Source organism: Moorena bouillonii PNG, from assembly GCF_001942495.1.
In the GTDB taxonomy this organism is placed as follows: Bacteria; Cyanobacteriota; Cyanobacteriia; order Cyanobacteriales; family Coleofasciculaceae; genus Moorena; species Moorena bouillonii.
This window is the reverse complement of the sequence record NZ_MKZS01000001.1, coordinates 7,238,292-7,264,634: the sequence shown is the minus strand read 5'-3', so window position 1 is coordinate 7,264,634 and position 26,343 is coordinate 7,238,292. Positions and strand designations below refer to the sequence as shown.

At 44.8% G+C, this 26,343-nt stretch carries 25 protein-coding genes; 12 read left to right on the top strand and 13 right to left on the bottom strand.

The annotated features are described in order from the left end of the window. Positions 1 to 726: 726 nt before the first annotated feature. Both BJP37_RS29595 and BJP37_RS29590 read right to left on the bottom strand, forming a co-directional pair. The gene (locus BJP37_RS29595) at positions 727 to 4,344 is read right to left on the bottom strand and encodes a two-partner secretion domain-containing protein (RefSeq protein WP_075904236.1); all 3,618 of its coding nucleotides are present in this window, start codon (positions 4,342 to 4,344) and stop codon (positions 727 to 729) included. A 115-nt stretch (positions 4,345 to 4,459) separates the two neighbouring features. Beyond that, complete coding sequence (locus BJP37_RS29590; protein ID WP_229415486.1) at positions 4,460 to 5,791, bottom strand: RNA-guided endonuclease InsQ/TnpB family protein; 1,332 nt, start codon at positions 5,789 to 5,791, stop codon at positions 4,460 to 4,462. A gap of 58 nt (positions 5,792 to 5,849) precedes the next feature. Between BJP37_RS29590 and tnpA the strand changes: the two genes are divergently transcribed. Continuing rightward, entirely contained in the window at positions 5,850 to 6,257 is a 408-nt protein-coding gene (gene tnpA / locus BJP37_RS29585; RefSeq protein ID WP_075904234.1) for an IS200/IS605 family transposase, read from the top strand. Between the two features lie 99 nt (positions 6,258 to 6,356). On the opposite strand, the gene BJP37_RS29580 is transcribed toward tnpA, so the two are convergent. Further along, complete coding sequence (locus BJP37_RS29580; protein ID WP_075904232.1) at positions 6,357 to 6,950, bottom strand: phycobiliprotein lyase; 594 nt, start codon at positions 6,948 to 6,950, stop codon at positions 6,357 to 6,359. A gap of 139 nt (positions 6,951 to 7,089) precedes the next feature. Between BJP37_RS29580 and BJP37_RS29575 the strand changes: the two genes are divergently transcribed. The 3 genes from BJP37_RS29575 (at position 7,090) to BJP37_RS29565 (ending at position 9,411) form a co-directional block, all read left to right on the top strand. Beyond that, positions 7,090 to 7,950, top strand: coding sequence for a pentapeptide repeat-containing protein (locus BJP37_RS29575; protein ID WP_075904229.1), 861 nt, complete (start codon positions 7,090 to 7,092; stop codon positions 7,948 to 7,950). A gap of 333 nt (positions 7,951 to 8,283) precedes the next feature. Next, positions 8,284 to 8,490, top strand: coding sequence for a DUF8630 family protein (locus BJP37_RS29570; RefSeq protein WP_075904227.1), 207 nt, complete (start codon positions 8,284 to 8,286; stop codon positions 8,488 to 8,490). A 54-nt stretch (positions 8,491 to 8,544) separates the two neighbouring features. Beyond that, entirely contained in the window at positions 8,545 to 9,411 is an 867-nt protein-coding gene (locus BJP37_RS29565) for a HEAT repeat domain-containing protein (protein WP_075904225.1), read from the top strand. Here the strand turns inward: BJP37_RS29565 and BJP37_RS41710 are convergent. Further along, complete coding sequence (locus BJP37_RS41710; protein ID WP_198954366.1) at positions 9,399 to 9,689, bottom strand: hypothetical protein; 291 nt, start codon at positions 9,687 to 9,689, stop codon at positions 9,399 to 9,401. The two genes, BJP37_RS29565 and BJP37_RS41710, sit on opposite strands and share 13 nt — an antisense overlap. 494 nt (positions 9,690 to 10,183) lie before the next feature. On the opposite strand from BJP37_RS41710, the gene BJP37_RS29555 reads away from it, so the two are divergent. From BJP37_RS29555 to BJP37_RS29520, 7 genes are all read left to right on the top strand, one after another. Then, on the top strand, positions 10,184 to 11,053 hold the full coding sequence (locus BJP37_RS29555; RefSeq protein WP_075904222.1) for a phycobilisome linker polypeptide: 870 nt from the start codon (positions 10,184 to 10,186) through the stop codon (positions 11,051 to 11,053). 190 nt (positions 11,054 to 11,243) lie between these two features. After that, entirely contained in the window at positions 11,244 to 12,035 is a 792-nt protein-coding gene (locus BJP37_RS29550; protein WP_075904220.1) for a phycobilisome rod-core linker polypeptide, read from the top strand. A gap of 45 nt (positions 12,036 to 12,080) precedes the next feature. Further along, complete coding sequence (locus tag BJP37_RS29545) at positions 12,081 to 12,875, top strand: phycobilisome rod-core linker polypeptide (RefSeq protein WP_075904218.1); 795 nt, start codon at positions 12,081 to 12,083, stop codon at positions 12,873 to 12,875. Positions 12,876 to 13,034: 159 nt separating this feature from the next. Next, a complete protein-coding gene (locus BJP37_RS29540) occupies positions 13,035 to 13,796 on the top strand; it encodes a phycobilisome rod-core linker polypeptide (protein ID WP_075904217.1) in 762 nt (253 codons plus the stop codon). A gap of 343 nt (positions 13,797 to 14,139) precedes the next feature. After that, entirely contained in the window at positions 14,140 to 14,313 is a 174-nt protein-coding gene (locus BJP37_RS40270; RefSeq protein ID WP_158069822.1) for a hypothetical protein, read from the top strand. A 226-nt stretch (positions 14,314 to 14,539) separates the two neighbouring features. After that, positions 14,540 to 16,366, top strand: coding sequence for a phycobilisome rod-core linker polypeptide (locus BJP37_RS45230; protein WP_229415485.1), 1,827 nt, complete (start codon positions 14,540 to 14,542; stop codon positions 16,364 to 16,366). A gap of 421 nt (positions 16,367 to 16,787) precedes the next feature. Beyond that, entirely contained in the window at positions 16,788 to 18,002 is a 1,215-nt protein-coding gene (locus tag BJP37_RS29520; protein WP_075904215.1) for a coiled-coil domain-containing protein, read from the top strand. Positions 18,003 to 18,124: 122 nt separating this feature from the next. Here BJP37_RS29520 and BJP37_RS29515 read toward each other — a convergent pair whose 3' ends face one another. From BJP37_RS29515 to cpeB (BJP37_RS29480), 8 genes are all read right to left on the bottom strand, one after another. Continuing rightward, entirely contained in the window at positions 18,125 to 18,748 is a 624-nt protein-coding gene (locus BJP37_RS29515; RefSeq protein WP_075904213.1) for a HEAT repeat domain-containing protein, read from the bottom strand. A 26-nt stretch (positions 18,749 to 18,774) separates the two neighbouring features. After that, complete coding sequence (locus BJP37_RS40265; RefSeq protein WP_158069821.1) at positions 18,775 to 19,113, bottom strand: hypothetical protein; 339 nt, start codon at positions 19,111 to 19,113, stop codon at positions 18,775 to 18,777. Positions 19,114 to 19,497: 384 nt separating this feature from the next. Then, positions 19,498 to 19,986: a C-phycoerythrin subunit alpha gene (gene cpeA, locus BJP37_RS29505; protein ID WP_075904211.1), complete on the bottom strand. Its 489-nt coding sequence runs from the start codon at positions 19,984 to 19,986 to the stop codon at positions 19,498 to 19,500. Positions 19,987 to 20,060: 74 nt separating this feature from the next. Further along, positions 20,061 to 20,594 carry a phycoerythrin subunit beta gene (gene cpeB, locus BJP37_RS29500; protein WP_075904209.1) on the bottom strand — a complete coding sequence of 178 codons (534 nt, stop codon included), beginning with the start codon at positions 20,592 to 20,594 and terminating at the stop codon, positions 20,061 to 20,063. Between the two features lie 207 nt (positions 20,595 to 20,801). Then, positions 20,802 to 21,671 carry a Uma2 family endonuclease gene (locus tag BJP37_RS29495; RefSeq protein WP_075904207.1) on the bottom strand — a complete coding sequence of 290 codons (870 nt, stop codon included), beginning with the start codon at positions 21,669 to 21,671 and terminating at the stop codon, positions 20,802 to 20,804. A 559-nt stretch (positions 21,672 to 22,230) separates the two neighbouring features. After that, positions 22,231 to 23,511: a C-phycoerythrin alpha-cysteine-82 phycoerythrobilin lyase CpeY gene (cpeY, locus tag BJP37_RS29490; protein ID WP_075904205.1), complete on the bottom strand. Its 1,281-nt coding sequence runs from the start codon at positions 23,509 to 23,511 to the stop codon at positions 22,231 to 22,233. Positions 23,512 to 23,706: 195 nt separating this feature from the next. Next, entirely contained in the window at positions 23,707 to 24,201 is a 495-nt protein-coding gene (gene cpeA / locus BJP37_RS29485; protein ID WP_075904203.1) for a C-phycoerythrin subunit alpha, read from the bottom strand. Between the two features lie 104 nt (positions 24,202 to 24,305). Beyond that, complete coding sequence (cpeB, locus tag BJP37_RS29480; RefSeq protein ID WP_075904201.1) at positions 24,306 to 24,839, bottom strand: phycoerythrin subunit beta; 534 nt, start codon at positions 24,837 to 24,839, stop codon at positions 24,306 to 24,308. A gap of 353 nt (positions 24,840 to 25,192) precedes the next feature. Here cpeB (BJP37_RS29480) and BJP37_RS40260 point away from each other — a divergent pair, with 353 nt between their 5' ends. Continuing rightward, positions 25,193 to 25,351, top strand: a complete 159-nt coding sequence (locus tag BJP37_RS40260; RefSeq protein WP_158069820.1) for a hypothetical protein — start codon at positions 25,193 to 25,195, stop codon at positions 25,349 to 25,351. Between the two features lie 380 nt (positions 25,352 to 25,731). Here BJP37_RS40260 and BJP37_RS29475 read toward each other — a convergent pair whose 3' ends face one another. Continuing rightward, positions 25,732 to 26,037: a CpeR family transcriptional regulator gene (locus BJP37_RS29475; RefSeq protein ID WP_075906577.1), complete on the bottom strand. Its 306-nt coding sequence runs from the start codon at positions 26,035 to 26,037 to the stop codon at positions 25,732 to 25,734. Positions 26,038 to 26,343: the final 306 nt, after the last annotated feature.

The window sequence follows — 26,343 nt, the reverse complement described above, 5'->3', positions numbered from 1 at the left end:
CTCTTAATTAGCTGCGAAGGTTTCACTTTGCTTGACTTGTTTTAAGGGGTGCCTCAGTCGTACCTAAAGTGGAATAATCTACACCAGCATGGGAACGCCTATAATCTAAACCTTCGCTGCTGATCCCAAACTGCTAATAGCAATCGTAGCTTCAGCCTTTGCTGGCCTACTACTAGATAATAATAGTATATTTTATAAATTTCAACTTACGTAAAAACACTGAGATACTCAGGGAATTCGATAGTTAGGAAATTAGGTAGTCAAGGAATGCTTATCAGGAACCCTTGGCTGTTAATGACTTGAATTTACAATCTTGAATTTAGACTAGGAACTAGCTTGCATAGTGCTCACTTTAAGCTTCCTCCGAATTCTAGCACACATGATAGGATTAGGGGTGCTCGGTTTTTGCGTTACTTGCCATTATCCTGCCTTTCAGGTCAATCAGGACTTAGCCAAAATGGAGCAACCAACCCACTGAGCTACCAAAAACCTAGATGTAGGGTCGGCAGTGGCTCAGACCGATTGATCAACCTGGCCATAGGGTGGCTAGACACTGCCCACCAAAAACCTAGATGTAGGGTGGGCAGTGGCTCAGACCGATTCATCAACCTGGCCATAGGGTGGCTAGACACTGCCCACCAAAGGATTAATCACAGCAGTACACAGACCGATGCATCAAGCTGGCCAAGGGCCAAAGCTAAGCACTGCCCACCTTAAAATTAATCACTAAGATCCATTACTAATTCTCCTAAGATCCTCGCAAGAAGGGGATTTGCGCCAAGAGTTAGCCCAGGTCTCGGGGGTGGTAGGGAAAGGGGTGAGAATAACAGTACCATCAGGGCCAATCAGCCAACCCTGAGCTTCCACAATCCGCCGCTTTGGACGCTTTCGAGCCGACTCCTCCCTAGCCGCCGGAGTTAGACGTTGACTCTGATAATTTTCTGTTGCCGAGTTATCTAAGGTTACCCAATCTGCTATTACAGTTCGGCTTATGATTGGCTCAAGGGGACTCGGAGGTAAGCCACCCCGTCCAGTAATAATGAATTCATCCCCTTTGGAATCATCCGATGCCACTTTGACATTTTCGGCACAGCTAGCAGCAATCAGTGTGGAAGGGTCAACTACAGTAGTGGGGAGTTCTACTAAACCCTGAGATGGATTAACCCCAAGGATGTTGATTTCTATGTTTCCATCTACACCACGCTCAGAACTGGCGGTGATATCACTCAAGTTGGTTGGTTGATCCGGAAAGTTGAACCCAAAGATGCCTTGAGCGGTAAGTGTAATATTACCACCCATGCCATCAAAGGCATTAGCAGTGATGTCGCTATTTTCTTCCAGGAAGGCAACAATTAAATCAGCCTCAATGGTTATATCCCCACCATCTCCCCCTTGCTTTTCGGTACCTGCAGTGGTGCTAATTTGACTACCGTCGCGCAATAGTAATAATTCCTGTAGCGTGAGAATAATATTACCACCATCTCCGCTAAAGGTTTGAGCAGAAATATTACTATTGTTTTCTAGGGAGATGGAGTCAGCATTAATTGTGATCTCTCCAGCCTTGCCAGTACTGTTATCTTCAGTGTTGGTACCAATACCTGATTCATTTTCCAGCACTATAGATTTAGCATTAATTGTTATTGTTCCAGCATCCCCAGTACTGTTATCTGTAGTCTTGGTACTAATACCACTGTTTCTTCTGAACACAACTGAGTCAGCAGTAATTGTTATTTTTCCACCATTCCCTTCGCTCTTGCCTCTAGTCTCGCTACCAAGGCCACTTTCATTTTCGAACAATACAGAACCAGCTGTGATGTTGATCTCTCCAGCATTGCCCTGAGCTCTAATATCACTATCAGGATCACTGCTGTTGGTAAAAATGTCACTATTACCGCTGAGGAATAGGGAGTCAGTAACGGTGATAGTGATATCTCCACCATCAAGCCTACCGTTGGTATCCCCATCAATAGCGCTGTTGTTGGTTAGTGAAATCCTATCAGCGGTAATAGTGATGTCTCCAGCCTTACCACCTTCCACTCCATCAACATTGCTACCAATTCCACTTTCGTTGTCAAGTGAAAGAGAGCTCACTTCGATAGTAATTGTTCCACCATTACCCGTACTCCCTTTTATAGCTATGCTACCAAAACCACTGTCATTAGCAATAGAAAGGGAGTCAGCTGTGATCGATATTGCTCCAGCATTGCCCTTGCCTTCGGTATCGCTACCCAAACCACTACTATTTTCGATCACAATAGAACCAGCGTTGATTATAACTTGTCCAGCATTCCCCTCTATGGTTTGTCCAGCATTATCCTGACAGGAATCAGTTAAACAAGCATTGCTACTGATACCAGCATTTCTGATCAGGGATATAGAGTCAGCCGTAACTTCTACTTGACCAGCATCCCCCTTACCGTTTGTCCTACTACCAATCCCCGCCTTTTCTATGGTAAGGGTACCTGTTTGAACGATAACGTTTCCAGCATTTCCATTATCCCCAGAGGTGAGGCTATTGATTCCAGCATTTTTTAGGGATATGGATTCACCACTGATCACGGTGATCGGTGGTGCCTGATCGCTACGGTTGTTATTTCTGTTGATTCCGATACTTTCCAATGCGATCGCACCAGCCGCAGTAATGGTGACTGCTCCTCCTCCAGTATCAATTCCCCCATTCATCAACTCCACATCACCACTACCGGAGTTGTCACTATCCGCTTCCAGGACTAGATTCAGGAAACCACTGTCGGCATTTATTCCAAAGTTTTTGAGAGAAATATCATTGGCCGCTTGCAAACTTAGAGTGACTTCCCCTGGTGTAGTTTTGGTAATGCCAAAGCCATCTGCAGTGATATTTCCTTCCTGAGTGCCTGTGGTTCCAGTAGTGATGGTGACATTGGTGCCAGCATTGAGTTGAGCTTCAATATCTGGGATATTCACCACGGCATCATCCCCAGTGGGAGTGAAGATATTGGAATTACTATCAAAGGTGCCATTGGATGTATCTGCAAAGCCAAGAGTAACATTCCTCGGGTCAAGTAACCAGGTTCCTGCTAAACCATTTGGAGCACTAGCATCGACTTTGATTCCAGCCACATCCAGAAAATTGGCACTAGATGTCTCGATTAAACCGCCATTGCCCGATTGCGCTCCCCCCCTTGCGGTTAAGGTGCCATAGGCGCGAGTGGATTGATTCGACCAAATCACAATCAGACCACCATTACCGTTGCTAACGGCATCAGCATTGATGGTGGTGTCAGGACCGATATAGGTAGCTGTGGCCAATGGCAGCTGTCCTTGACCTTGGAAATCCCCACCAATTAGTGCCTCTCCACCACTACTGTTTCCAGAAACATCAATGGATCCACTGTCAAACAAGCCAACTTGATTGCCTAATACCGTTACTTTGCCTCCTGTTTGTCCTGGAGATAAATTGGCAGCGTTTAGGGCACCAGAGATGATCACTGTTCCTGGAGCCAGTGGCACAATAGTACCGGAATCGGTAATTGTGACCTGACCGTCACTGGAAACTGTTACGCCGGTGTCATGGTTCAAAGTACTTAAAAATTCAGTAACAGAGGGAGAATTAGATTCTATTGATGGCGTTGGAGTCGATAGTGTCAAAATCTGTCCAGCTTGCCCCAACTGCACTAACGTTTCACGAGGAACCGCTACTAGATTAATCTCACCCCCTGGTGCTAGGATATCCCCAGTGCTAATCACACTCCCACCGACTAAGGTGACATTCTGTCCCTGTCCCACAGCTAAATTGCCAGCATTTACGATTGGCTGAGGATGATTCTGGCCATACTGCAATCCGGGAGTAATGTTAATGGTTAAAAGGGGCGGCTCTTCGGGATTGGTAGCACTAAACTCGGTGCCATTGCCAAAAACTATACTATTAGCGGTACTTCCAACAAACGAACCGGCTACATCTAATTGGGAATTGGCTCCGAAAACAATACCATTAGGATTGAGCAAAAACAAGTTCGCGGCACCATCTACTCCTAGGGTGCCGAAGATCTTGGAGATGTTACTACCGGTTACTCGGCTGAGAATATTATTGATGCCAGCGGGATTGGCAAAGTAAACCCGCTGCAAGTCCCTAACATTAAATTCAGAAAAGCTATGGAATAGGTTATCCCCTCTGGTTGCTCCACCTTCAATTAAGTCAGCGGGAAGTCCTTTAACCTCTACATTGGGTTTAACTAGAGAAGGGTTATCCCCCAAGGTCTGATCCGGAACAATCTGAGCCAGAGCGGGATTGACTGAATGGGTAATCCCATAGTATCCACTCAGACTTATAGCACCAAAAATTACTAGCGTACGCACTATTTTCATCTCACTTCGCCTCCTATACTTAACCTTGGGAGTGATCTAAGTAAATATGCTCCGAGTTGAATTATTTTGATCAGATAATTAATTGAACTCTCCCTGGTTTGAAAACGCAGGGATTCTAAGCTGATGTCGTTACGCGGGTTGAAACCGCGCTCCACGACGCTTCACGATACCATTTAGATAGAGAATCTAATTTGTATCGTTGTGGCAGGTTCAAATCTGCTCTACTGACCTCGGCTAGGGAAAACCCTAGCTGTGTCACTACTTTTCGGAGGATATTACAAGCTCCGTTGCAATCGGCGTTAATTAATTCACCTTTTCCTGACCTATAAAGCCCACGCCTTACTCTTGTTCCAGAAGCCTTCCACCCCAAGCCCGAAGGGCACGCTACGCGAACGGGTTTTGCACCAAGTGTAGGTAGAAAGTCACGATCTAAGAAGCTAGCTTTACTGGTGTAACTCTCTTCGATTTCAACGAATTTAATGCCGTACTCAACACACAGTTTTTCAATTCTGTTCTTCAACTTAGCGGTAGGAGTCTGAACAAATTGCTGGTTATTCTTTTTGCCAATATTAATACCGTCTTTGTTGCGCTTATTCCACCCAAAAACTACTGTGCTAATTTGATTCCTTAGGCACCAGTTAATAATAAATCTAGCAGCCTTATTGATATTGTCGCGCATTTGACGGTTGCGCTTTTCAGTCACAGAGGCTAGTTGTTCATCCCAGTAGTCTTGAGATTTTCCTTTTTTGATTGCAGCTACCCGCTTGTTGTACCACTGGTTTTGGGACTTGACTTTTCTGCCATCTACGATGAAAGATCTTCCGGTATTGGAGACGCAAGTCAACCAGTTATTGAGACCGGGGTCAATACCTAATACATTCTCTGTAGGTGTTACCGGCTTTGGGTTTGGTCGCTCGTATACAAACTCCAGATAAAAACAGCCATTCCTAGGGACAAACCGATATTCTTTGATTGATTTGAAATCGATATTGGACGGCATCGGCAGTAGAAAGTGATCAATCCCAAACCAAACCTTAACCTGCTTTCCTAAAGTAAATTTGAGTTGACCTTTTACTAGTTTCACCCAGCGAGCAGGATAGCTGACTACAGCTAAACCTCCTTTCTTACGGTACTTCGGAACTCTAGGCTTATCAGTTAGTTGTCCTTTAGTGTATAGCTTTTTGAGAGCCTTGTAAGACTTGAAGGACTCAACAACTCGATGTAATGTCTGTTGTGCGCAAGCCGATCTCAACGCCCTGAAATGGACGTTGCTTTTCATTATTTTGTCTAACTCTGCATTGTTGAGGTATTTTCCAGCCTTAAACAACATTTGACGGCAATAATACAGGCCGCAGTTGGTTAACTTGTTAGCCTCCGAGCAGATCAACTCTATGATCGCCTGGTTTTCAGGTGTTGTAGCTATCAGATGTTGCTGGCAACCGTACATATTCTTGTCACCTCATTGTATATATGATATCTTGATTATACACTTGGTTTCAACACCTATGGATACCAAAACTCAAGATATTTTCAGGACAAACCCGCATTCTGTAACCTTACTGAATTACCACTTTGTCTGGTGCCCGAAAAGAAGGAAAGCAGTATTGATTGGCGAAATTAAAATGAGGCTACAAGAGATTATTTTTGACTTATGCAAGGACAACAACTGGCAATTGATAGCTTTGGAGATAATGCCAGACCATGTTCACATGTTCTTGGAGGTTGACCCCACTTTCTCTCCATCTGTGATAATCAAGAGGGTAAAAGGCCGGGCTTCACATCACTTACGAAAAGAATTTCCTGAACTATTAAAACTTCCAACTCTTTGGTCTCCCAGTTATTTCTGTTCAACTACTGGAAACGCCAGCACAGAAACAGTGAGGAGATATATTAAAAACCAAAGAGGAAAGTAACACGAGAGCCGGGATAAATCCCGGTACGCTCCACGCCCACCCAATAAATTAGGTGGCTAACTCTCGCTCGTTACTTCCTTTGTTTTAATGCCTTAATTATTATTGCGCCGCCATAGCTCTAGCGCGATTAGTTTCAATCATTTGTTCCAGCATTTCCCTAGAAACACAACGGCGTTCAGAGCAATAGGTCATGAGATTGACGCCATTCATCATGCGCACAGTGCTGACTCGGACACGAAAATCATCGGTGACAAACCAACAACGTTCTTGACCCTGATTATTCTGGTAATTGGTATCAATGGTGAGGATGCCGTCTTTGCCAAACCAATACCGACTCACTACCGGAATACTTTCTACATAGCCTTGGTCTCGAATCAATTTGCCACTAAGCTTAGTTTCATCATCTGGAACATCAATCAGAATTGCGGCATATTTGGAATTTGGTTCCCGGTCATCTAAATTGATTTGCCACATAAAGCTCGCTCCCCCCATCGCCTGGCTGGGGTCAATGCTTTGGAGGTCACACACGGCTTGGACTTTAGGGTTATCTTTTTCAATGACTTGAACCATCAGATTGGATTCCCCGGATTCATCGGCAGCGTTATCGAAGTGATGAACTGTGCGTTGAGTAAACCACTTGCCTTCGCTTTTGCGAAAGAAGTCCATCATGGTCATGGGTGGCTTGAGTCGCATTTTTGCTTGAACCTCCTGATAGTGATAGATGGGTAGAGCTAGCCCCTACCCTAGAAATAGTAATTGTTTTTAATACCCTGTGTTCCCACCAGAACGGTAGACTAACCTTGGCAGTTCCAGGTAGAGTTTACAAATTATAATGATTCAAACTCGGTTAAGCGATCGCACTAACAACCAAGCTATGGATATCTTAAAACGGTTCCAAGCCGGAGACTATATCTCTGATGCTAATCTTGAGGGCATCGATTGGAGTCAGAGAGACTTGTACCAGGTTAACCTCAGTGGTGCTAACCTACAGAAAGCTAATTTGAGCCAAGCTACCCTGACTGGGGCTAATCTTAGTCAGGCAATTTTGCGGGAAGCGAATCTGAGGGGAGCTGATCTCAGGGGAGCTGACCTGACTGGCGCTGACCTGACTGGAGCTGATTTGGAAGGGGCGTATTTAAACCGGGCGGATTTAAGGAAGGCTAATTTGACGATGGCTAACTTAAATGAAACCAACCTACAAGTAGCCCTGTATGACCGGGAAACTACTTGGCCAGAAGGATTTCGCTACAAAAGTTCTGGGGCTGTTGGGCCTGGTGCTAATCTCAATGGTGCTTTTCTAAATACCGCTAATTTGAGGGGAGTTGACTTGCAAGGGATTAGAGTAATAGGAGGCTATCTCAGCGGAGCCGATTTAACCGGTGCTAATTTACAGGATGCTGCTTTGAGTGGATCCAACTTACGGAAGGCTTTCCTGACCGGGGCTTGTTTGCGTAATGCCCGTATGAGTGGCGTGGAGCTGGAGGGAGCGGATTTGCGAGGGGCCGACCTGACTGGAGCAGATTTAAACCATGTACAAAATATTGCTGGCGCTGACTTTACCATGGCTCAAGGCATCAGTGAAGCCACCCGTTCGATGCTTTTGAATCAACCATATAAAGATCTAGACACCTGGAATCCCTATACTCGAAGTAATACTCGGGAAAGTTTAGGAGCCAGTCATGAGAAGAGTTGAAGGTTGAAGGTTGAAAGGTTGAAGGTTGAAGGTTGAAAGGTTGAAAGGTTGAAGGTTGAAAGGTTGAAGGTTGAAGGTTGAAGGTTGAAAGGTTGAAGGTTGAAGGTTGAAGCGTTGAAGGTTAAACCGTTGAAGGTTGAAGGTTGTAACCTGTAACCTGTAACCTGTAACTTGTAACTTGTAACCTGTAACCTGTAACCTGTAACCTGTAACCTGTAACCTGTAACTTGTAACCTGTAACCTGTAACCTATAACCTATAACCTGTAACTTGTAACCTGTAACCTGTAACCTGTAACCTTATATAATAATCACGATTTAAGAACGTCACCAAAATGTCTGAAATTCAAGAAGCCCAGCCATCACCGGCAGAAATTGAGGAAGTTATTACTGAACTAGAGAAATATCGGGAAAGACTCGTTAATGATGTGATGAAAATGGCTCAGAAGGTGAAACTGCCGAAAAAGGCGGCCATGGAGCATATCAAAAACCACCCAGAAATTATTAAGATCGACGCTGCTCTGGAAAATCTCCGCCCCTAGCAATCATCCTTGCCATCATCCTGACGCAACTGACTAAAGCAACTGGAATTACCCATGGTTACATCGGAAACTCAACCGCCAGCTCCCTCTGAAACTGACAGCTTGCTGGCTGATGTCAATAGCCAACTTGCTGAGGGAAACGTTGATATTACTAATCCGCAACAGTTAAAAAAGATGGTTGAATCCCTGGCTGATAGCCGGGGAATGGTCAGACTGGGATTCGTGGAAGCCTTTGGCAAAATTGGTAAGGTAGCTTCTCCGTTCTTGCTCGAAGCACTAGCTAATCACCCAAACCCGGTGGTGCGCAGGTCTTGTGGCAAGGCTTTAGCAAAAATAAGGGATCCCCAGGCGGTTCCTACCCTGATCAATGCTTTGTTAAATGATGAGGATACAGTGGTCAAGAGTTCAGCGGCTGGAGCCTTAGCCAGAATGGGAGAAGCGGCTGTCCCAAAGTTGATTGAGGTGTTGGAATCAGCGGATTATCCCCAAACTGCCAAAGGTCATGCCTCTTGGGCACTTGCTTTCATTGGGTCAGACGCAGCTGAGCACCTGTATCAGGCAATCCACTCGGAATCGGAAGATGTGCGGATGGCAGTAGTCGGAGCGATCGCTAATTTGGTGGATGAACCAGGTAATGACCAGGCTAGAGATATTCTCTTATTAGCACTGAAAGATGAATCTGTCAATGTTCGTGCCGAAGCAGCGACATCGGTGAGCCAACTTGACCCCCAGCTAGGGGTTCCCAATTTAATCCCGTTACTGGAAGACCCCAGCCAAGAGGTGAGGCGGAGGGTAATCTTATCCTTAGGGAAGCTTAAAGATGAAGCGGCTTTACCCGCCTTAACAGCCAAGTTATCCGATCAGCGAGAGGAAATTCGCCAACTGGTCAAGGTAGCGATCGCACAAATTCAGAAGGGTTGAAGGGTTGAAGGGTTGAAGGGTTGAAGGGTTGAAGGGTTGAAGGGTTGAAGGTTGAAGGGTTGAAGGGTTGAAGGTTGAAGGTTGAAGGGTTGAAGGTTGAAGGTTGAAGGTTGAAGGTTGAAGAGTTGTTCGCGTAGCGTGGCCTTTTGGCCAAGGTTGTTCGCGTAGCGTGGCCTTTTGGCCAAGGTTGTTCGCGTAGCGTGGCCTTTTGGCCAAGGTTGTTCGCGTAGCGTGGCCTTTTGGCCAAGGTTGTTCGCGTAGCGTGGCCTTTTGGCCAAGGTTGTTCGCCCTGGGTGTTCCGTCTAGGGTAGCTTAAAAAAAATCATAAATCTAGCTGTTATCATATTTATGAGGTACAGATAATTGGTTTTATGTTCCCGGTTCCCTGTTCCCGGTTCCCTGTTCCCTATAATCCAAAAAATTTGTACCTCACCAAAGTGATAAATACACTATAAAACAATCAAAGTTTTCATACTTCATACGTCATACTTTATAATTCATAATTTCTAAGATACTTGTCAGTTTCAATCACAGGCAATCCCAGAAGTTTACAAATCTTGATAATTTAGGGTGATCAGGGCATTGTATAAATAAATGTGTGAAGGTGTAAAACACTGACACAATCTCGCTCACAGGAGCTATGAGCTCCCAAGACTCCTCAATCAGGAGTCGTGAGAGAGGTTATGTTGTTGTTTAAAAGCTTGTAAAGTTTTTTAAACACCCTGAGAAAACCCTGATTAAAAAATTTGTTGCTATCTAGGAGAATCTCTTAATGGCATTCGGACCAGCATCACAGCTAGGTGTCGGCCTATTTGAAGACACAGATCCAATCGAAGTCTGGCCAGGTATCTCAAGCGAGGACGCTGAGGCCGTGATTCGGGCGGTCTATCGGCAAGTATTGGGCAATGCTTATGTCATGGAAAGTGAGCGACTCGCTGTCCCAGAGTCTCAGTTCAAACTAGGTGAACTCAGCGTTCGGGAATTTGTGCGGGCAGTAGCTAAATCGGATGCTTACAGCTCCCGGTTTTTCGACAAAGCCCCCCGCTACCGCGTAATTGAGCTGAATTTCAAACATTTACTTGGTCGGGCTCCCGATGGCTTCGATGAGATGAAAGCTCACAGTATTATCTGGGATGAAGGAGGCTTCGAGGCAGAGATTGATTCCTACCTCGACAGTGACGAGTACCAGGAAGTCTATGGGGAAGATACGGTTCCCTTCTACCGGGGCTACAAAACCCAAACAGGCAAGAAGATGGTTGGGTTTACCCACATGTTCCAACTGTTGCGAGGAGCCTCTAGTAGCGACTTCAAAGGGAGCTTGGCTGGCAATAGTCCCTGTCTCAATAAGAATGTAATTCAAGAAATTCCTACAGCAGTGATTCCCCCATCTGGTGGTGTATCTGGCTGGTCTTTCCAAGAGACGCCATTGGGTGCCAGAACTCGTCATGGTGCTGGAGCTACTGCTGAAGGTAAGGTGTACCGCATTGAGGTAACTGGCTATAAGTCCCCTGGTGCAGTGAATCGGGTATCCAAATTCCGGCGCAGTAATCAGGTATACCTGGTTCCGTTTGATCAGCTCTCCAAAGAGTACCAGCGGATTCATAAGCAGGGTGGCGTGATTGCAAGCATCACCGTTGTGTAATTAGGATTCAATCGGGATTCAAACGTTTCTAATCTGGAAAAGTTCGTGTATTTCTGCGTACTTTGGCAGCAAACTAGTTGGCTTGCTGCCAAAGAAGGTAGAGGTGCAGTTCAATGAAGGGTTGGTTACTTTGTTTTGGCAAGGAAAATCCCCTCTATTTTGAATAAGTTTTTTGCAAGGAGAAATTTAAATGGTCAGTACAGCGCCTACTGCCAAGTTTGGTCTAGATTCAGATACCATCTTTGAACTATGGCCCACTAGCGGCATTGATGAAGTGCAAGCTGTAATTCGGGCAGTTTATCGTCAAGTTTTGGGCAACCCCCACATTATGGAGAGCGAGCGGCTGGTGAATGCTGAATCGCAATTATGCGATGGCAGCATCAGTGTCAGGGAATTTGTCCGGGCTGTTGCCAAATCAGATTTCTATCGCGCTCGGTATTTTGAATCCTGTGCGCCCTACCGATTTATTGAGCTTAACTTTAAGCATTTATTGGGTCGTGCTCCCCTGGATCAGACAGAAATTTCGGAACACATCCGCATCTGTATTGAGCAGGGCTACGATGCTGAGATTGATTCTTACATCAATAGTGACGAGTACCAAAATAATTTTGGGGATGATACCGTACCCTACTATTGTGGTGCTACTAGCCAAATCGGCCAAAAGCAGGTGGGCTATAACCGTACCCTCTCCTTGGTAAGGGGTCGTCCAGAAATTGATAGCTCCATAAAAAGCTCTTGCTTGGTAGAAGCAGTTGCCACCAATAGCACCAGCGAAATTGTTCCACTGGCAGGTTGTCGTGCTGCCGCTTATGCTGATGCTACCGAAAAGATGTTCAAAATTGTAGTCCGGGGTGCCATGTACAGCGGTCGTCGCCGTCGTAGTACCACTGAGTACATTGTTCCTGGCAGCAAGATGACACCCCAAATTCAGCGGATTAATCGCACTAGTGGGACAATCGTCAGCATTACAGAAATCTCCTAATATCTGGAGTTTTGTCTTTTCGGAAATTTTAAAGGAGAGATAGAAATGGGAAATTTAACTCGCTCAGCTGTTCTAGGCTTGGATGCCTTTGAAGGTGATCCATTAGAATTACGGCCTTTTGCTAGTGAAGATGATTTACAAACGGTAATTCGAGCTGTTTACAAGCAGGTTTTGGGCAATGCCCATCTGATGGATAGCGAGCGACTCGCTAATGGGGAATCAATGTTGCGGAATGGGGATATTACTGTCCGTGGCTTTGTGCGCATGGTAGCTCAATCAGCCCTGTATCAATCCAGGTTTTTCCAGGGGTCTTCTCCCTATCGGTTCATTGAACTTAATTGCAAGCATTTGCTGGGTCGTGCTCCTTTAGATCAAGCTGAAATCTCTGAGCACGTCAGCCTTTACAATGAACAGGGTTATGGAGCTGAAATCGATTCCTATATCGATAGTGAGGAATATCTCCAGAATTTTGGCGAGGACGTCGTTCCCTACCCCCGCAGCATCCGTAGCCAAGCAGGAATTAAGAATGTGGGCTTTAATCGGATGTTCTCCTTATTACGAGGATCTCCTACCAGTGATAGTGGAAAACCAGCTCAGCTAATTACTTCTGTAGCTAGTAATCTATCTCCAAAAGTTAAGGCTCCAGCGATTGGCAATGGTGCAGGTTATGGCAATACTGGCAAGCGCTACCAGATTGCTGTTTCCACATGCGCTGGTGCAGCCCGGTTGAATAAGTATAGCAAGCTGAACTATCAGGTTAGCTATGACCAACTCTCTGAACAAGTGCAGAGTATTCATAAAAGCGGTGGCAAGATTCTCAGTATTACTGAGTTAAATTGATCGAGTAGCCCGGTTATCAGTTACTAAGTCAATAGTTAATGGTAATCAAAAAAAACTGGTAACTGATAACTGGTAACTGATAACTGATAACTGGTAACTGATAAGTGAATAGCTGTGTCAGTCAGCTAAATTTGAGCAAAGAATTTAGGAGGAATTTAAATGTCACTTTGGGTAATGGATGCTGACCCGGTAGAGTTGCGTCCTGGTGCAACAGAAGATGATGTGCAGACAGTGATTCGGGCAGTTTACAAACAGGTTCTAGGTAACCCGCACTTGCTGGAATCCGATCGCTTAACTAGCGCTGAATCGATGCTGCGCAATGGGGACATCAGTGTACGGGGCTTTGTGCGCATGGTCGCTAAATCAGAGTTGTATAAGTCCCTGTTTTTTGATTCTGCTTCCCAGTATCGTTTCATTGAGCTCAACTACAAGCATTTTCTAGGTCGTGCTCCCCAGGATCAAACAGAAATTGCCGAACACGTTCTAATTTATAATGCTGCTGGCTACGACGCAGACATCGATTCTTATATCGATAGCGACGAGTATCAGTTTAATTTTGGCGAGTTCATTGTCCCCTATCCTCGTAGTAATACTACCGAAGTTGGGATTAAGAACGTAGCCTTTAATCGGACGTTTTGTTTGATGCGGGGAGATGCTACCAGTGATAGCAGTAACCAAGCCAAGCTGATTAGTGATTTAGCGGCTAATGTGTCTACCAAGATTACTGCTCCTGCTGGGGGTTCAGGTACTTACGCCAATACAGGCAAACGCTTTAAGGTTACTGTAGCTAAAGCTGGTGTTGGTTCTCGCTTCAAGCGGAGTAATGCTACCTATGAGGTGGGTTACGACCAGCTGTCGGCGAGGATTCAAAATATGCACAAAATGGGCAGCAAAATTGTCAGTATTACTGAAATAGGTTAGGTTGACTGTCAGAGGTTGTCTGAGAAGTATAATTTGCTATACCTAAGCCCCCTAAATCCCCCAATTTTGGGGGACTTTTACCAGCAAATAGATTCTTGTTCCCCCCAGAATTGGGGGGCTAGGGGGGCAAAATTCAGTATCAAAAAACTTTTCAGATATCCTCTCAGGATTCAGTAGTTGATATGAGCTAAGTCTCTAGATGTTAGTTTTTGGAAATAGGCTGTGATCAATCAACAGCTAATTTCTAAAAACTAACACCATTGAGTAGTTAACTATTGATTAACTACTCAATGGTGTTAGTTTTTGTGAATTCACAACTTAGTAAATTCAGAGTACTTCCCCGATGTCAAGAATGATGGCAGATGGCACTAGCACTCTTAGGCATTATAGCGATCGCAAAGTTGTACTAGAGGTAACAGGTCTGTGTCGCCGAAATGTAATGGCAACAAGTAACTATAGGATTAAAGTTCCTAGGAAAATTAAGGGTTTTAGGAGTTTTGTTAGTCAAGCAGGCTAGGGTCAATCAACCAAAACCATATAAGAAGCGTCACGTTAACCAAAAATAAGTTAATACTTATAGTGTTCAATCAATAGAATTTTGACATTCACCGATAAAGACTCTTTAGTTAAAGTGAATTCACTAGAAAGTGAAAAAAGTATTTTTCGTAAGCAAGTTTTTATAGTAGTTGTTTATTAACGGTAATTAACAACATTTAACAACAATGGATTTGGAGGTCTTTTAAATGGTAATTGGTTTTATAAACCCTGTACTAACACGCGCCTCGCAATTAGGGGTAGCAGCATTTCAAGACACAGACCCAGTTGAACTGTGGCCTAGTCATTCTGAAGAAGAAATAGAAATTGTGATTCGGGCTGTCTATCGGCAAGTGTTGGGGAATACCTATGTCATGGATAGTGAACGGCTCACCGTTGCCGAATCCCAACTCAGAAAGGGAGAAATTTCTGTCCGCGAATTTGTGCGCCAAGTGGCTCAATCTGAGCTTTACTACTCCCGATTTTTCGAGAGTTGCTCTCGTAACCGAGCCATTGAGTTGAATTTCAAGCATCTTCTTGGTCGAGCTCCTGAAAGCTATGAGGAAGTTATTGAGCATACGAGCATGCTTGATCAAGGCGGTTATGAGACTGAAATCGATTCATATATCGATAGCGAAGAATACCAGCTAGCTTTTGGGGAAAACCAGGTTCCCTATTATCGGGGGTACAAAACCCAGATCGGGAAAAGTACAGTGGGATTTACCCATATCTTAAAACTGTTGCGTGGCGCACCTGGTACCGATAAACCCAATGTTTGGCGGGGGAATTGGTCTCGGTTGAATCAGTTCCTGATGACCAATAGTCCCAGTAATATGGAGCCGCTTTCTGGAGCTGGTGATGTCGTAAAACCTACTGATATCAATAAACTCCTGGCTAATGTTCTAGGTCTCAATAAAGCCCAAGTAGGAAGTGCCACAGAAACTCAAACAGCACCTAAGATTCTTACAGAAGCTGAAAAACTCCTGCAAAACACGACTCAAACCTGGCAACGCCAGTATCAAGCCTGGGAAGAAATTGATCCGATTGAGCTGTGGCCAGGTCGCTCGGAAGCAGAAATCGAGACGGTGATTAGAGCAGTCTACCGTCAGGTTTTGGGAAATGCTTATGTTATGGAGAGTGAACGGCTGACTGTCCCGGAATCCCAGCTCAAGCGGGGGGAAATCACTGTCCGTGAGTTTGTGCGTCAGGTTGCCAAGTCCGAGTTGTATCGGTCCAGGTTTTTCGATATCTGTCCCCGCTACCGGTCAATCGAGCTGAATTTTAAGCATTTGCTCGGTCGTGCTCCTGATGACTACTCTGAGACTTTCTATCACAGCCAAGTACTTGATCAAGGAGGTTTTGAGGCGGATATTGATTCCTATATCGATAGTGACGAGTACCAAGAGGTGTTTGGGGAGAATGTTGTACCCTTTTACCGGGGCTATAAAACCCAAACAGGCAAAAAGCTCCTTGGGTTTACTAACATGTTGGTGCTGATGCCCAGCGTTTCTAGCTCTGATAAAGACAATGTGTCAGGAAATCCACCAAGGCTGAATAAATCGATTATTTACAATAATCCCCTTGGGCAAGCCCCAGTTACTGATATCCAAGCCTTATTGGATGAAGTACTCAAGCCCAAAATTCAACCGCAGGAAGCTCCCCCAGAAGCTGACAAACAACGCTCAGAAGCCTATCAAGCCATCCAACAGAAATGTCAAGAGCAAGAAGAACTGCTGGAAACCTTGCAGCAACAGCTGGCAGACTTACGACCATTGGCTAGCTTTGGAGAATCACAGTATAGCAAATGGCAGTCTTACAGTTCTTCGAGCAATGGTGGTAGTGGTTTCACCAGCATTGCAGCCCAAATCCCCATGGCAGCAGCGACTGTAGAGCCAGACAGTTATGAAGCTCTACAACAAAAGTCTGAACAACAGGCTCAGGAAATTGCTAAGTTACAAGAAAAGATTGCTGATCAGCGGCGTTTAGCTATGATTGCAGAAACCCAGTTGAATAAGTGGCGTCCTCGTAGTTATTAGAGTAATTATTAGAGCTGCGATGTAAGCATTCAGCCGTCAGTGGTCAGCGGTCAGCTTATTTTATTCAAAAGCATCGATTGCGCTACGCGCACACTGCGCGAACAGTAACGTGGCCATTCCCGTAGCGTGCCATTGGCCAAGGCCAATGGCTAATAGCTGTGCGTGTAGCGCATTAGCTGATGGCTGATGGCTGATAGCTGATAGCTGAATGCTTAGCTGTGATTAGCTCTATGGCCAGTTGCCATAGAAATGTGTAGGTTGTTGAGGGTTGACTGTTGAGTGTTGAATGACAGCGGTCAACCCTCAACAACTACCTGGAAAATACAAGGTTTTAACTAAAGGTTTTAACTAAAGCTTTGAACAAGGTACTTTTAACAGTAAAATATATAGACTTTAAATAGCCGATCCGGAGGAAAAGCCAATGCCCAAGAAAAGCCGTAAAACTGCTAGCCAGTATTCAGAAGGTAAGTCCAAGGTGGGGATCTCCCTGACCCCTACAGGCATTGGCTTGTTGACTCAGATGGCTCAGAATACTGGGTTGTCCCGCTCGGAACTAATTGAGCGTATCGCCAGAGGTAATATTGCGATCGCATGCCAGCAGGCAAGTATGACCATCGCCCTGGAAAATCCACCGCAGGCAAACGAAACATCCCCCAACAATGGAGCCAAAAAATCTCCAACCAAGATTCAAGTTATAGAGGGTGAGCAACCGCTACAACCTGATGTCTCTGAGCCTGGTGGTTCTGGTGTATCCCAAGAAGATTACCAGTCTTTACAACAGCAGGCTAAAGAGCAAGCTAATTTGATTGAAGACTTACAACAGAAGTTAGCTCAACAAAAATCTGAAACGGCTGAACAGACCGAAAGTTATCAGTCTTTGCAACAGCAGGCTAAAGAGCAAGCTAATCTGGTCAAAAAGTTACAGAAGCAGCTAGCTGACCAAAAATCTGAAACGACTGAACAGACCGAAAGCTATCAGTCTTTGCAACAGCAGGCTAAAGAGCAATCTAATCTGGTCAAAAAGTTACAGAAGCAGCTAGCAGACCAAAAATCTCAGACTGCTGAACAGACCGAAAGTTATCAGTCTTTGCAACAGCAGGCTAAAGAGCAATCTAATCTGGTCAAGAAGTTACAGAAGCAGCTAGCAGACCAAAAATCTGAAACTGCTGAACAGACAGAAAGCTATCAGTCTTTACAAAAGCAGGCTAAAGAGCAATCTAATCTGGTTAAGAAATTACAGAAGCAGTTAGCAGACCAAAAATCTGAAACTGCTGAACAGACCGAAAGTTATCAGTCTTTACAACAGCAGGCTCAAGAAAAATCTAATCTGGTCAAAGAGTTACAGAACCAGCTAGCAGAGCAACAATCTCAGGCGGCGCAACAAGTAGAAAGTAATCAGGTTCTACAACAGCAAACTCAAGACCAACAGAAGCGTATTGCCGAGTTAGAGCATCAGTTGTCTGAACAACAATCTCCGGCTAATCAACCTACCGAGAGTTATGAGTCTTTGGCACAGCATAATCAAGAGCAAGAGGATCGTATAGCCACTTTACAAAAACAAATTGTTGAGTTGAAGCGTTGGGCAACCCTTGGCAAAGCAGAGTTGAATAAGAGGCGTAGCCGAAGATTGTTTTAGCTAGTGCCCCAAGGCATCAATAATGATGTAATGATGTCAAGTCCCCTGGCTTCCTTTGTTGATAGTTTTGGGGATAATTTTTGGTTTGAATAACAACAAATAATAATATGATTATTCTGATATTATTCTCGAGATGCTTTCCTGGATGAACCAAAGTTGATAATCTGTTCCAAGCGTGATATCGAACTAGCTGCTGATTCTCGGATATAGGGGTCGGCTTCCTGATTTTCAGCGGCAGCAGATAGCACTTCCATAGCTCTCTCATCCCCCAAGGAACCTAGAGCCTGTAGCACAGTAACTTGAAGGGCAATATCGTCGATGTCCAAAGCAGCTACTAGGGCTTCAAAAGCGGGTGGCCCAATAGTTCCCAGTGCGCCAACTGTGGATATTTTGACAACAGGATCTGGGTCTTCAAGAGCTGTTTGTAGACCTTGCAACCCGACAGTTGGGAAGGTTTCTTCTGAGTAGTTAAGAGCGATCGCAGCCAGCGCCTTAGCACAGCTAGCCCGTACGGTGTTATTTTCACTACTTGTTAAGGTTTCTGCCAATACCGGTACAGCATCAAGACCAATCACACCTAGAGTTTGCACTGCTGCTCGCCGATAAACCACATCCTCATCACCCAAAATTGCCATCAACTCAGGAATAGTATTCTCGGTGCGCTCTGCTGCAATTTGCCGCATCGCTCTTTGTCGGAGTTTAGGATTTTTATTTTTTAATTGTTGATATAACTCTTCTGTAGACATTAGTAAATATCAGTATATAGCGGTTTTCAATTAGGTGAGGTACACAATTTTGGGCTTTTAGGGAACAGGGAATCGGGAATAGGGAACAGGGAATCGGGAATCGGGAATCGGGAATCGGGAATCGGGAATCGGGAATCGGGAATCGGGAATCGGGAATCGGGAATCGGGAATCGGGAATCGGGAATCGGGAATCGGGAATCGGGAATCGGGAATCGGGAATCGGGAATCGGGAATCGGGAATCGGGAATCGGGAATCGGGAATCGTGAATCGGGAATCGGGAATCGGGAATCGGGAATCGGGAATCGGGAAACCATCCGGTGTACCTGATAAGTATGGAAAATGCTATACAAATATTAGTAGACATCAGTATATAAGCTGAGTTCGATAAAACCAACTTGATCCAGGAGTCAATCGCTATCGGCGTTCGCCTTTGGCGTGGCCTACGGCCAAGCCGACGCTGCGCGAACGCGACCATTCAAAATTATCAATTCAAAATCCAAAAATACCCCATAAATGAATTCAGGGGCTTGTATCCAGTGTCAACAATTCAAAATTAGAAGGCTATACCTGTTTGAATTTTGCATTTTGCATTTTGAATTCAAAAATGGTCAGTAGCTTCGATAACAATAACTAAGGGGTTCTTAGCAAAGTGCTGAACCTGTTTCAGGCACAGCACTTTGCTAAGATACCCCTTTATTCGAAAGTACTAGAGGCAGCTAGCCACTACAGACAGTGGATCGCGATAATTCTATGACATGGAGTTGATTACATAGTCAAGATAAATCCGGTATTCAACCAAGGCTTGGGCAGACATATCACGAGGAGCGCAGCCACGATCCCGGAGGAAGGTCAAACCAGTAACATAGGTAGCTGCATCGATACCTAAGGCTTTGTAGACTTCACGAGCGCCAGCAATACCCCACTCATCCAGAGGACCAGTACCACCGACTACTAGGCAATAGTTGATCAAACGCAGGTAGTGAACGATGTCACGCTTGCACTTTTCTTTCTGAGTACCTGCATCAATGTCCCGACCACTACCGTTAGGGAACTTTTTATAGATAGCATCAACAGCTTCTTGAGCTACAGCGTCGTAGTTACCTGCCAACTTGTCAGCAGCTTCCATACGAGCAGCAGAACGTTGCAAGCTACCTTGAACTGATTCTAGGTCAGAAGCGCTAGGAAACCGACCTGCTAGGTCAGCGGAAGCAACAACAGTGGTTAACACTGATTTCATAATTTAAATATCTCCTGTCTTAAATTGATTTCGGCAAAAGGTCAGTGTAATTTAATTTCTCCTGAGCCGGGAGACTAGCTAATAGCACTGCCAACTGCATCGAAGTAGCTACCAACTTCTGCAGCCAAAGAAGCACAATCACCGCTAGTAACAGACTCTTTGCGTTGAGATGCAGTGTTGTTAACAAAAGCCACAGCAGCAGCCTTCATGATGCCAACAGCCCGGGAAGTATTACCAGTGGGAACGCCCAAAGCAGCGTAGGTTTCCTTAAGACCATTCAAGCAACGGTCAGTCAGTACAGAACTATCTCCGCTGAGAACGGCGTAGCACACATAACGTAAAACGATTTCGCCATCACGTAGACAAGCAGCCATCTTGCGGTTGGTGTAAACACCGCCACCGGGAGCAACTAAACCAGGGGTTTCGCAAACGATACCAGCAACCGCATCAGTAACGATACAGCTAGCATTGCTGGAGATAAAATTCACAGCATCAAGGCGCTTGTTGCCATCAGCAATAAATCCCTTCAGAGCATCTAAATCACCACCGCCAACAAATCCACCTTTGGCATCGGCAGCAACTACGGCTTTTGAAAAAGCGTCTAGCATTAAAATCTCCTTATCAATAACAAGGACTTAATTAAAATTATTGGTCTTGTCGTTCATGAATTGACTAACCAATTTAGACAATAAAAGCTATTTGACACTCTAGTCCCATTTATGAGAAACAAAGCAACAAAACATTACAAAAATTTCCGTCTATCGGTCTAATTGTATACTTTTGTATCAATAAGCCTTTAACTGTTTGGTTAAGTGCTAAATGGTATCCTCAAGATCAGGGTCAATACCTGCTGCTCGTAACTGCTCAGCCAGCCGAGCCGCTCTTGCTAAAGCAGCTTGAGTTCTTTGGCGCTCCTCCTCCACCATAGACTCTGCTTGTTCAGCACGTTGTCGCTCTTGTTCAGCTCTTTCCCTTTCTAGAACAGCTCGTTCATCACCAATCAGCAACAGATTTCCTTCCTCATCCCACCACCTTAGCCACAGTTGACTTTGATTCTGATAACTTCCTTGCCATAAGCCTAGTTCTACACCCAATGGTGAAATAGAATAATGCCCTCGTTCATTAGGGGTTAATTTCTGATAAAACCCACTGACCAAGGTATAGACTTCAAGAGAGCTGTTGTTTATTTGATAAATACCATAGTAGGGAATTCGGATAATTTGCTCATATACCCAAAACTTCCCTGGCTTAGTTACTTCTCCTTGAGTCGAGAGGGATAATGGGGTTTTGTCCCGTTCTTCATCCCCATTGCCACTGGCAAATTCTAAAGCAATTAATGGTGCTATATGTTCCCGCCACACCACATAGGAGCGACGAATTTTACCATCTAGCTGAGGAGGGACATTGGGAACATAAAACCAATCAGGTGCTTCGGCTCCTTTTTCAGGTGGATCAGTTTCTCGCCAGTATATACCACAGTCTTGCCCAATAGCATATTCTCCATCAGGATGTCGCTGTTGTAATATCTCTCCAATCGAATCCGTTAGAATTATACTTTGGGGATGCTCTTGAAAGTTTTTGCCTACGGCACGCTTCGCGAACACAAATGTTCCATCTGACTCCGGTAGCTGGGTGTGGTCAGGAAAGGGAGGAGGTAATTTGACTCGAGGTACTGTCTCAGTCATGATCTGGCCTAGACTATGGCGGTGATAATCTCTATATTATCCTGGCTGCAAAGCGTGTGATAGGCGATCCCAATTACCAATTACCAGAGCATGGTATTAGTGCTTAGTACACTAAAGATGCTCTTCCAAGGTTAGTAATTACGTAAGCATTCAGCCGTCAGCTGTCAGCCGTCAGCTATCATGCTTAAAATAAACCTCGTTCGCGTAGCGTGCGCCGATGCGCAAACGGTAGAATTTAATAGTTCGAGATTTTCTCGAATTGAAAGTCTGGGAATTTGCCCATCTAAGCATATGCGCTACGCGCACGCTACTTGATGTGACGTTAGCGGTAAGCTATCATGCAAACTTAACTCAGATTAAACGAATGCTTACCTGTTTTATTCAAAAGCTGTTCGGTGTAGCTTACCCATAAGCTGATAGCACCTCAAGTAGCGTGTGCGTAGCACATAAGCTGATAGCACCTCAAGTAGCGTGCGCGTAGCGCATAAGCTGATAGCACCTCAAGTAGCGTGCGCGTAGCGCATAAGCTGATAGCTTACCTAATGACTAATCCTAATGGCTAATGACTAGTAACTGCTTTAGTAACTGCTTTCTCCCGAATCAACCAATCTGAATCATTAGCTGCCAGATCTTGACCACTGTTATCCCCAAACTGCTCTAATGCCATTAAACTGGCATATTTCAAGTCGAAAATATTGGTATTGAGGCTGTCTTTGAGTAAGGGAATTGCCCGTTCATCTCCTAAATTACCCAAGGCAATAGCAGCAGCAGCACGGGATTTCTGAAACTGGGGTGCTTTATTGTGTAGGGCTTCCACTATCAAATCGTAGGCATCGGCGTATTTCAGCCAGCCTAAGAGTTTGACAACATGGTAGTGAGCACCATAATCGTTATGGGCTTTGTCAGCATAGGTAGCAAGTAGGGCGTCAGCAACAGTTTCTGGAGATAACTTGAGCAGAGTCTTACTGGCTAGATAACATCGCCCAAAATCTGTGTGGTATAGCTCGTTAATCAAGAAGTCTAAACTGGGCATTTGGTCATATTCATGAACCAGCTCTAGGTGATCAGGATGATCACGAATCACTTGATCGAGTGATGGTTCGATATCCTCAAAGGTGATATCACCGGCTGGCAACCCAGCCTCGGCCAACAGGCGAATTCCTCGTATTCGGAAGACCATGGAAATGGGACAGGTGGCAATTTTAGGAATTCCTTGGTAGTATCGGGCATCAATCAGGTCTTGAATACAAGCTCGTCGGGCATTGACACTAGAGTGTTCTAGGAATGCCATCACTTTGTGCATCTCGGTGGTATCCCCTGTGAACCGACAAACCGTTGCGATCGCAGCACTGGCTATGGGTTCATTATCAGATTTAGTAAATGTCTTAATCCTGTCGAGGGCTGGTTTATAGTCTAGTGCGGCCAGAGTTTGGATAATCACTCGATAAGTCTGACCTGGTTTTTCCAGTAGCTGGGCTATTTCTTCGAGAATTTCGGGATCTTGAGTGCCAATTTCCCCAATTGCCCAGACCGCATTTTCCACAGTGTAACAATCCTCATCCCCTAGACATGAGCGAATGATGGGTAGGGCTACAGAGGCTTTCAGACGACCTAAACTTTCCACTGCCTTGCGTCGAGCGATACGATGGTACAGTTCTGAGTTTTGGTCTTGCACCGTTTCCATCAGGGCATTGATTGACCGCTCGGTGGGAAAGTTAATTAAATGGGATGCAGCCAGATAGCGATCAGATTGGTCTTCTAACTGGTCTAAGGGTGTTTTTAAAAGTGCGATCGCTTGATCTTCGGTCAAATTAAATATATTTGCAAAACGTTTATCCATCAGTGATTTAGTGGTGATTTAGAAATTAACAATAGGACTTACGAAGTTTAGTTAGTTTTGCCCCCCTAACTCCCCAAAACAATCAGGGGACTCTTCGACGGTACTCAACCAATTCAGGCAAAGCAACGTACTAAGAGTCCCCAGGTGCTGATCGAAATATTAGTCAATCAGCGACGGATTTTCACCGTGATCTCCTTAGGACAAGGAGTTGATTACATAGTCAAGGTAAGTTTTGTACTCAACCAAAGCTTGAGCAGACATGTCACGAGGAGCACAACCGCGATCGCGAGTGAACTCAAGAGCTGCTACATACGGACCGGTAGGTAGGTTCAAAGAACGGTAAACTTCACGCTGACCAGCAATACCCCACTCATCTAGAGGACCAGTACCGCCAACAACTAAGCAGTAGTTGATCAAGCGTAGGTAGTGACCGAGATCCCGGTAGCACTTGTCAATCTTGACTTGAGAATCCCCAGCTTCACCAGATTCCTTTAGGTAAGGATACTTCTTAAAGCAAGCATCACCAGCTTCTTTGGTTACTTTATCAATGCCTTCTGCTAGCTTTTCAGCAGCTTCCATACGAGCAGCAGCCCGCTGTAGGCTACCTTGAACGGACTCAAGGTCAGAGCTGCTAGGAAAACGACCTGCAGCATCGGCAGCAGTAACAACTGTGCTTATAACTGATTTCATTCTTATATATCTCCTGAATGGGTTTTGACAAAGATTATACTTAGCTTTTGGCTTCCCCAGCTCGCTTTGGCAGGAGCTTGGTTATCTTAGGCAAAAGGGAAAGACTAGCTGATAGCAGCAACTACTGCATCGAAGTAACCAGCAGTTTCAGAAGCTAAGGAGGAACAATCCCCAGAAGTTACTTCAAACTTGCGCTGGCTAGCGGTGTTGTTAACGAAAGCAACTGCAGCAGCTTTCATAATTCCAACAGCACGAGCTGTGGAGGTGGTGGGTACACCCAGAGCGCTGTAGGTTTCCTTCAGACCATTCAGGCAGCGGTCGCTTAGTACAGAAGCATCACCAGCCAAGATGGCATAGGTCACGTAGCGGAGGATGATTTCACCATCACGCAAGCAAGCAGCCATGCGGCGGTTGGGGTAGCAGTTACCACCAGCTTGAATCAAACCAGTGTTTTCGCAGATCATGCCAGAAATAGCGTCGGAAACGATGCAGCTGGCGTCGCTGGCGATAATGTTTACAATATCAAGGCGCTTATTACCATCAGCAATAAAGCCTTTGAGAGCAGCCAGGTCTCCAGCACCTAGACATGCGGTTTTGCTATCTGCTGTAACTACAGCTCTGGAAAAAGCGTCAAGCATTGAAATCTCCTTAAATTAAAGGTACTTAACTAGTTTGCTATCTTGCTGGTTATTTATCTTTGACCAGCTCAATATGAACATTAGAGGATAATCGGAACCGCCGTCTCATTTATTAACAACAAAGTAATAATTTGTAATATTCGTTACAAGGTCACCAGTCGATCACACAGGAGTCAGTTAACCGACTCGGCAGTTATATACAAAACTTAATAATTACAGGAACTTAGCTGTGATATATGCTAGCGCTGATATTGAAAACCTAAATCATTTTGGAAAAATACCTCCCTTGACCATAGTGCGTCTACTGTTGACGATGGCAATAGGGCTATATATATATAGCGTTTCTCATAGCTATGAGGTTCACAGGATTTTTTTCCACTTCCGAAGTTCCCTCTTCTGACTTCCCTACTCCCTACTACCTACTCCCGCGCAACCCAGGACGAAAGTACCTCAAGCAATTGGTAAGCATTAAGCTATCAGCCATTGGCCTTGGCCAACAGCTGATAGCTTAGCTATAAACTGGTTGGCGTTGCTTAATAATGGAATGATTTTATAGCAGAAGTCAGAAGTCAGAAGTCAGAAGTCAGAAGTCAAACTCTTGCGCTTATTTAGGTTTGAGACTTTTGTCATGTCCGCGCCTGCCCTGGCGACTGCTATAACAGTGTGGAATAGGCATCTTGCCTGTCCCTTGATCTTTTGGGGCGGGCAGGATGCCCACTCTACTCCTATTCATTCAAAGACTGACGCAACGCCAACTGGTTTATATCATGTCGGGATAATTACCCTTAATACAAATCTCTCCCATCTCCCCATCTCCCCATCTCCCCACACTTCCCACCCTACCTCTAAATTATGGGTATTCAACCTGACTTGATATTAGTGGGGGGATTTTTCAGGAACGTTCATCAAATCTGGTGCGGAAACTCCCGTATTTTATCCAGTATTGTTTGAGGTCATGATGAGGTGTATGTAAACTCGCTTTAGCTTGATACAAAATAACTTGGCGATGGGAGCCAATCCAAATTTTTTTAATGGGTTTAACCGATATTAAACTTCCTCCGAGACTCTCGACACATTCCGAGAATCGTTCAACTGTTGTATATTCTACCGTCTCAAAGATAAAAAAGTGACCCGAGCAGATTAAATGTCTGCTCCTAATCCAGCACTGCATCTTTTTTTGAGCTTTTGGCGGTAGCATTAGCTGTACACAAATCATCCTCAACTCTATTGGTAATTAAGATTATCGGCTAATGGTTTTCTAGGGAAGGGAGTAGGGAGTAGGGAGTAGGGAGTAGGGAGTAGGGAGTAGGGAAGAGGCAACAAAAATTAATTGTCACAATTCAATTCATTTAGTAACCCTATATGTTTTAGGTTTTATGCTAATACCTAATAATCACTTTAAGAATCATTTAGATAGTAGCAATAAAATAAAATACCAGTTTTAAGCTTGTCGGGTGGTAACCAAAAAAATTGGTTATTTTGAGTCGTCTAGATTAGACGACTT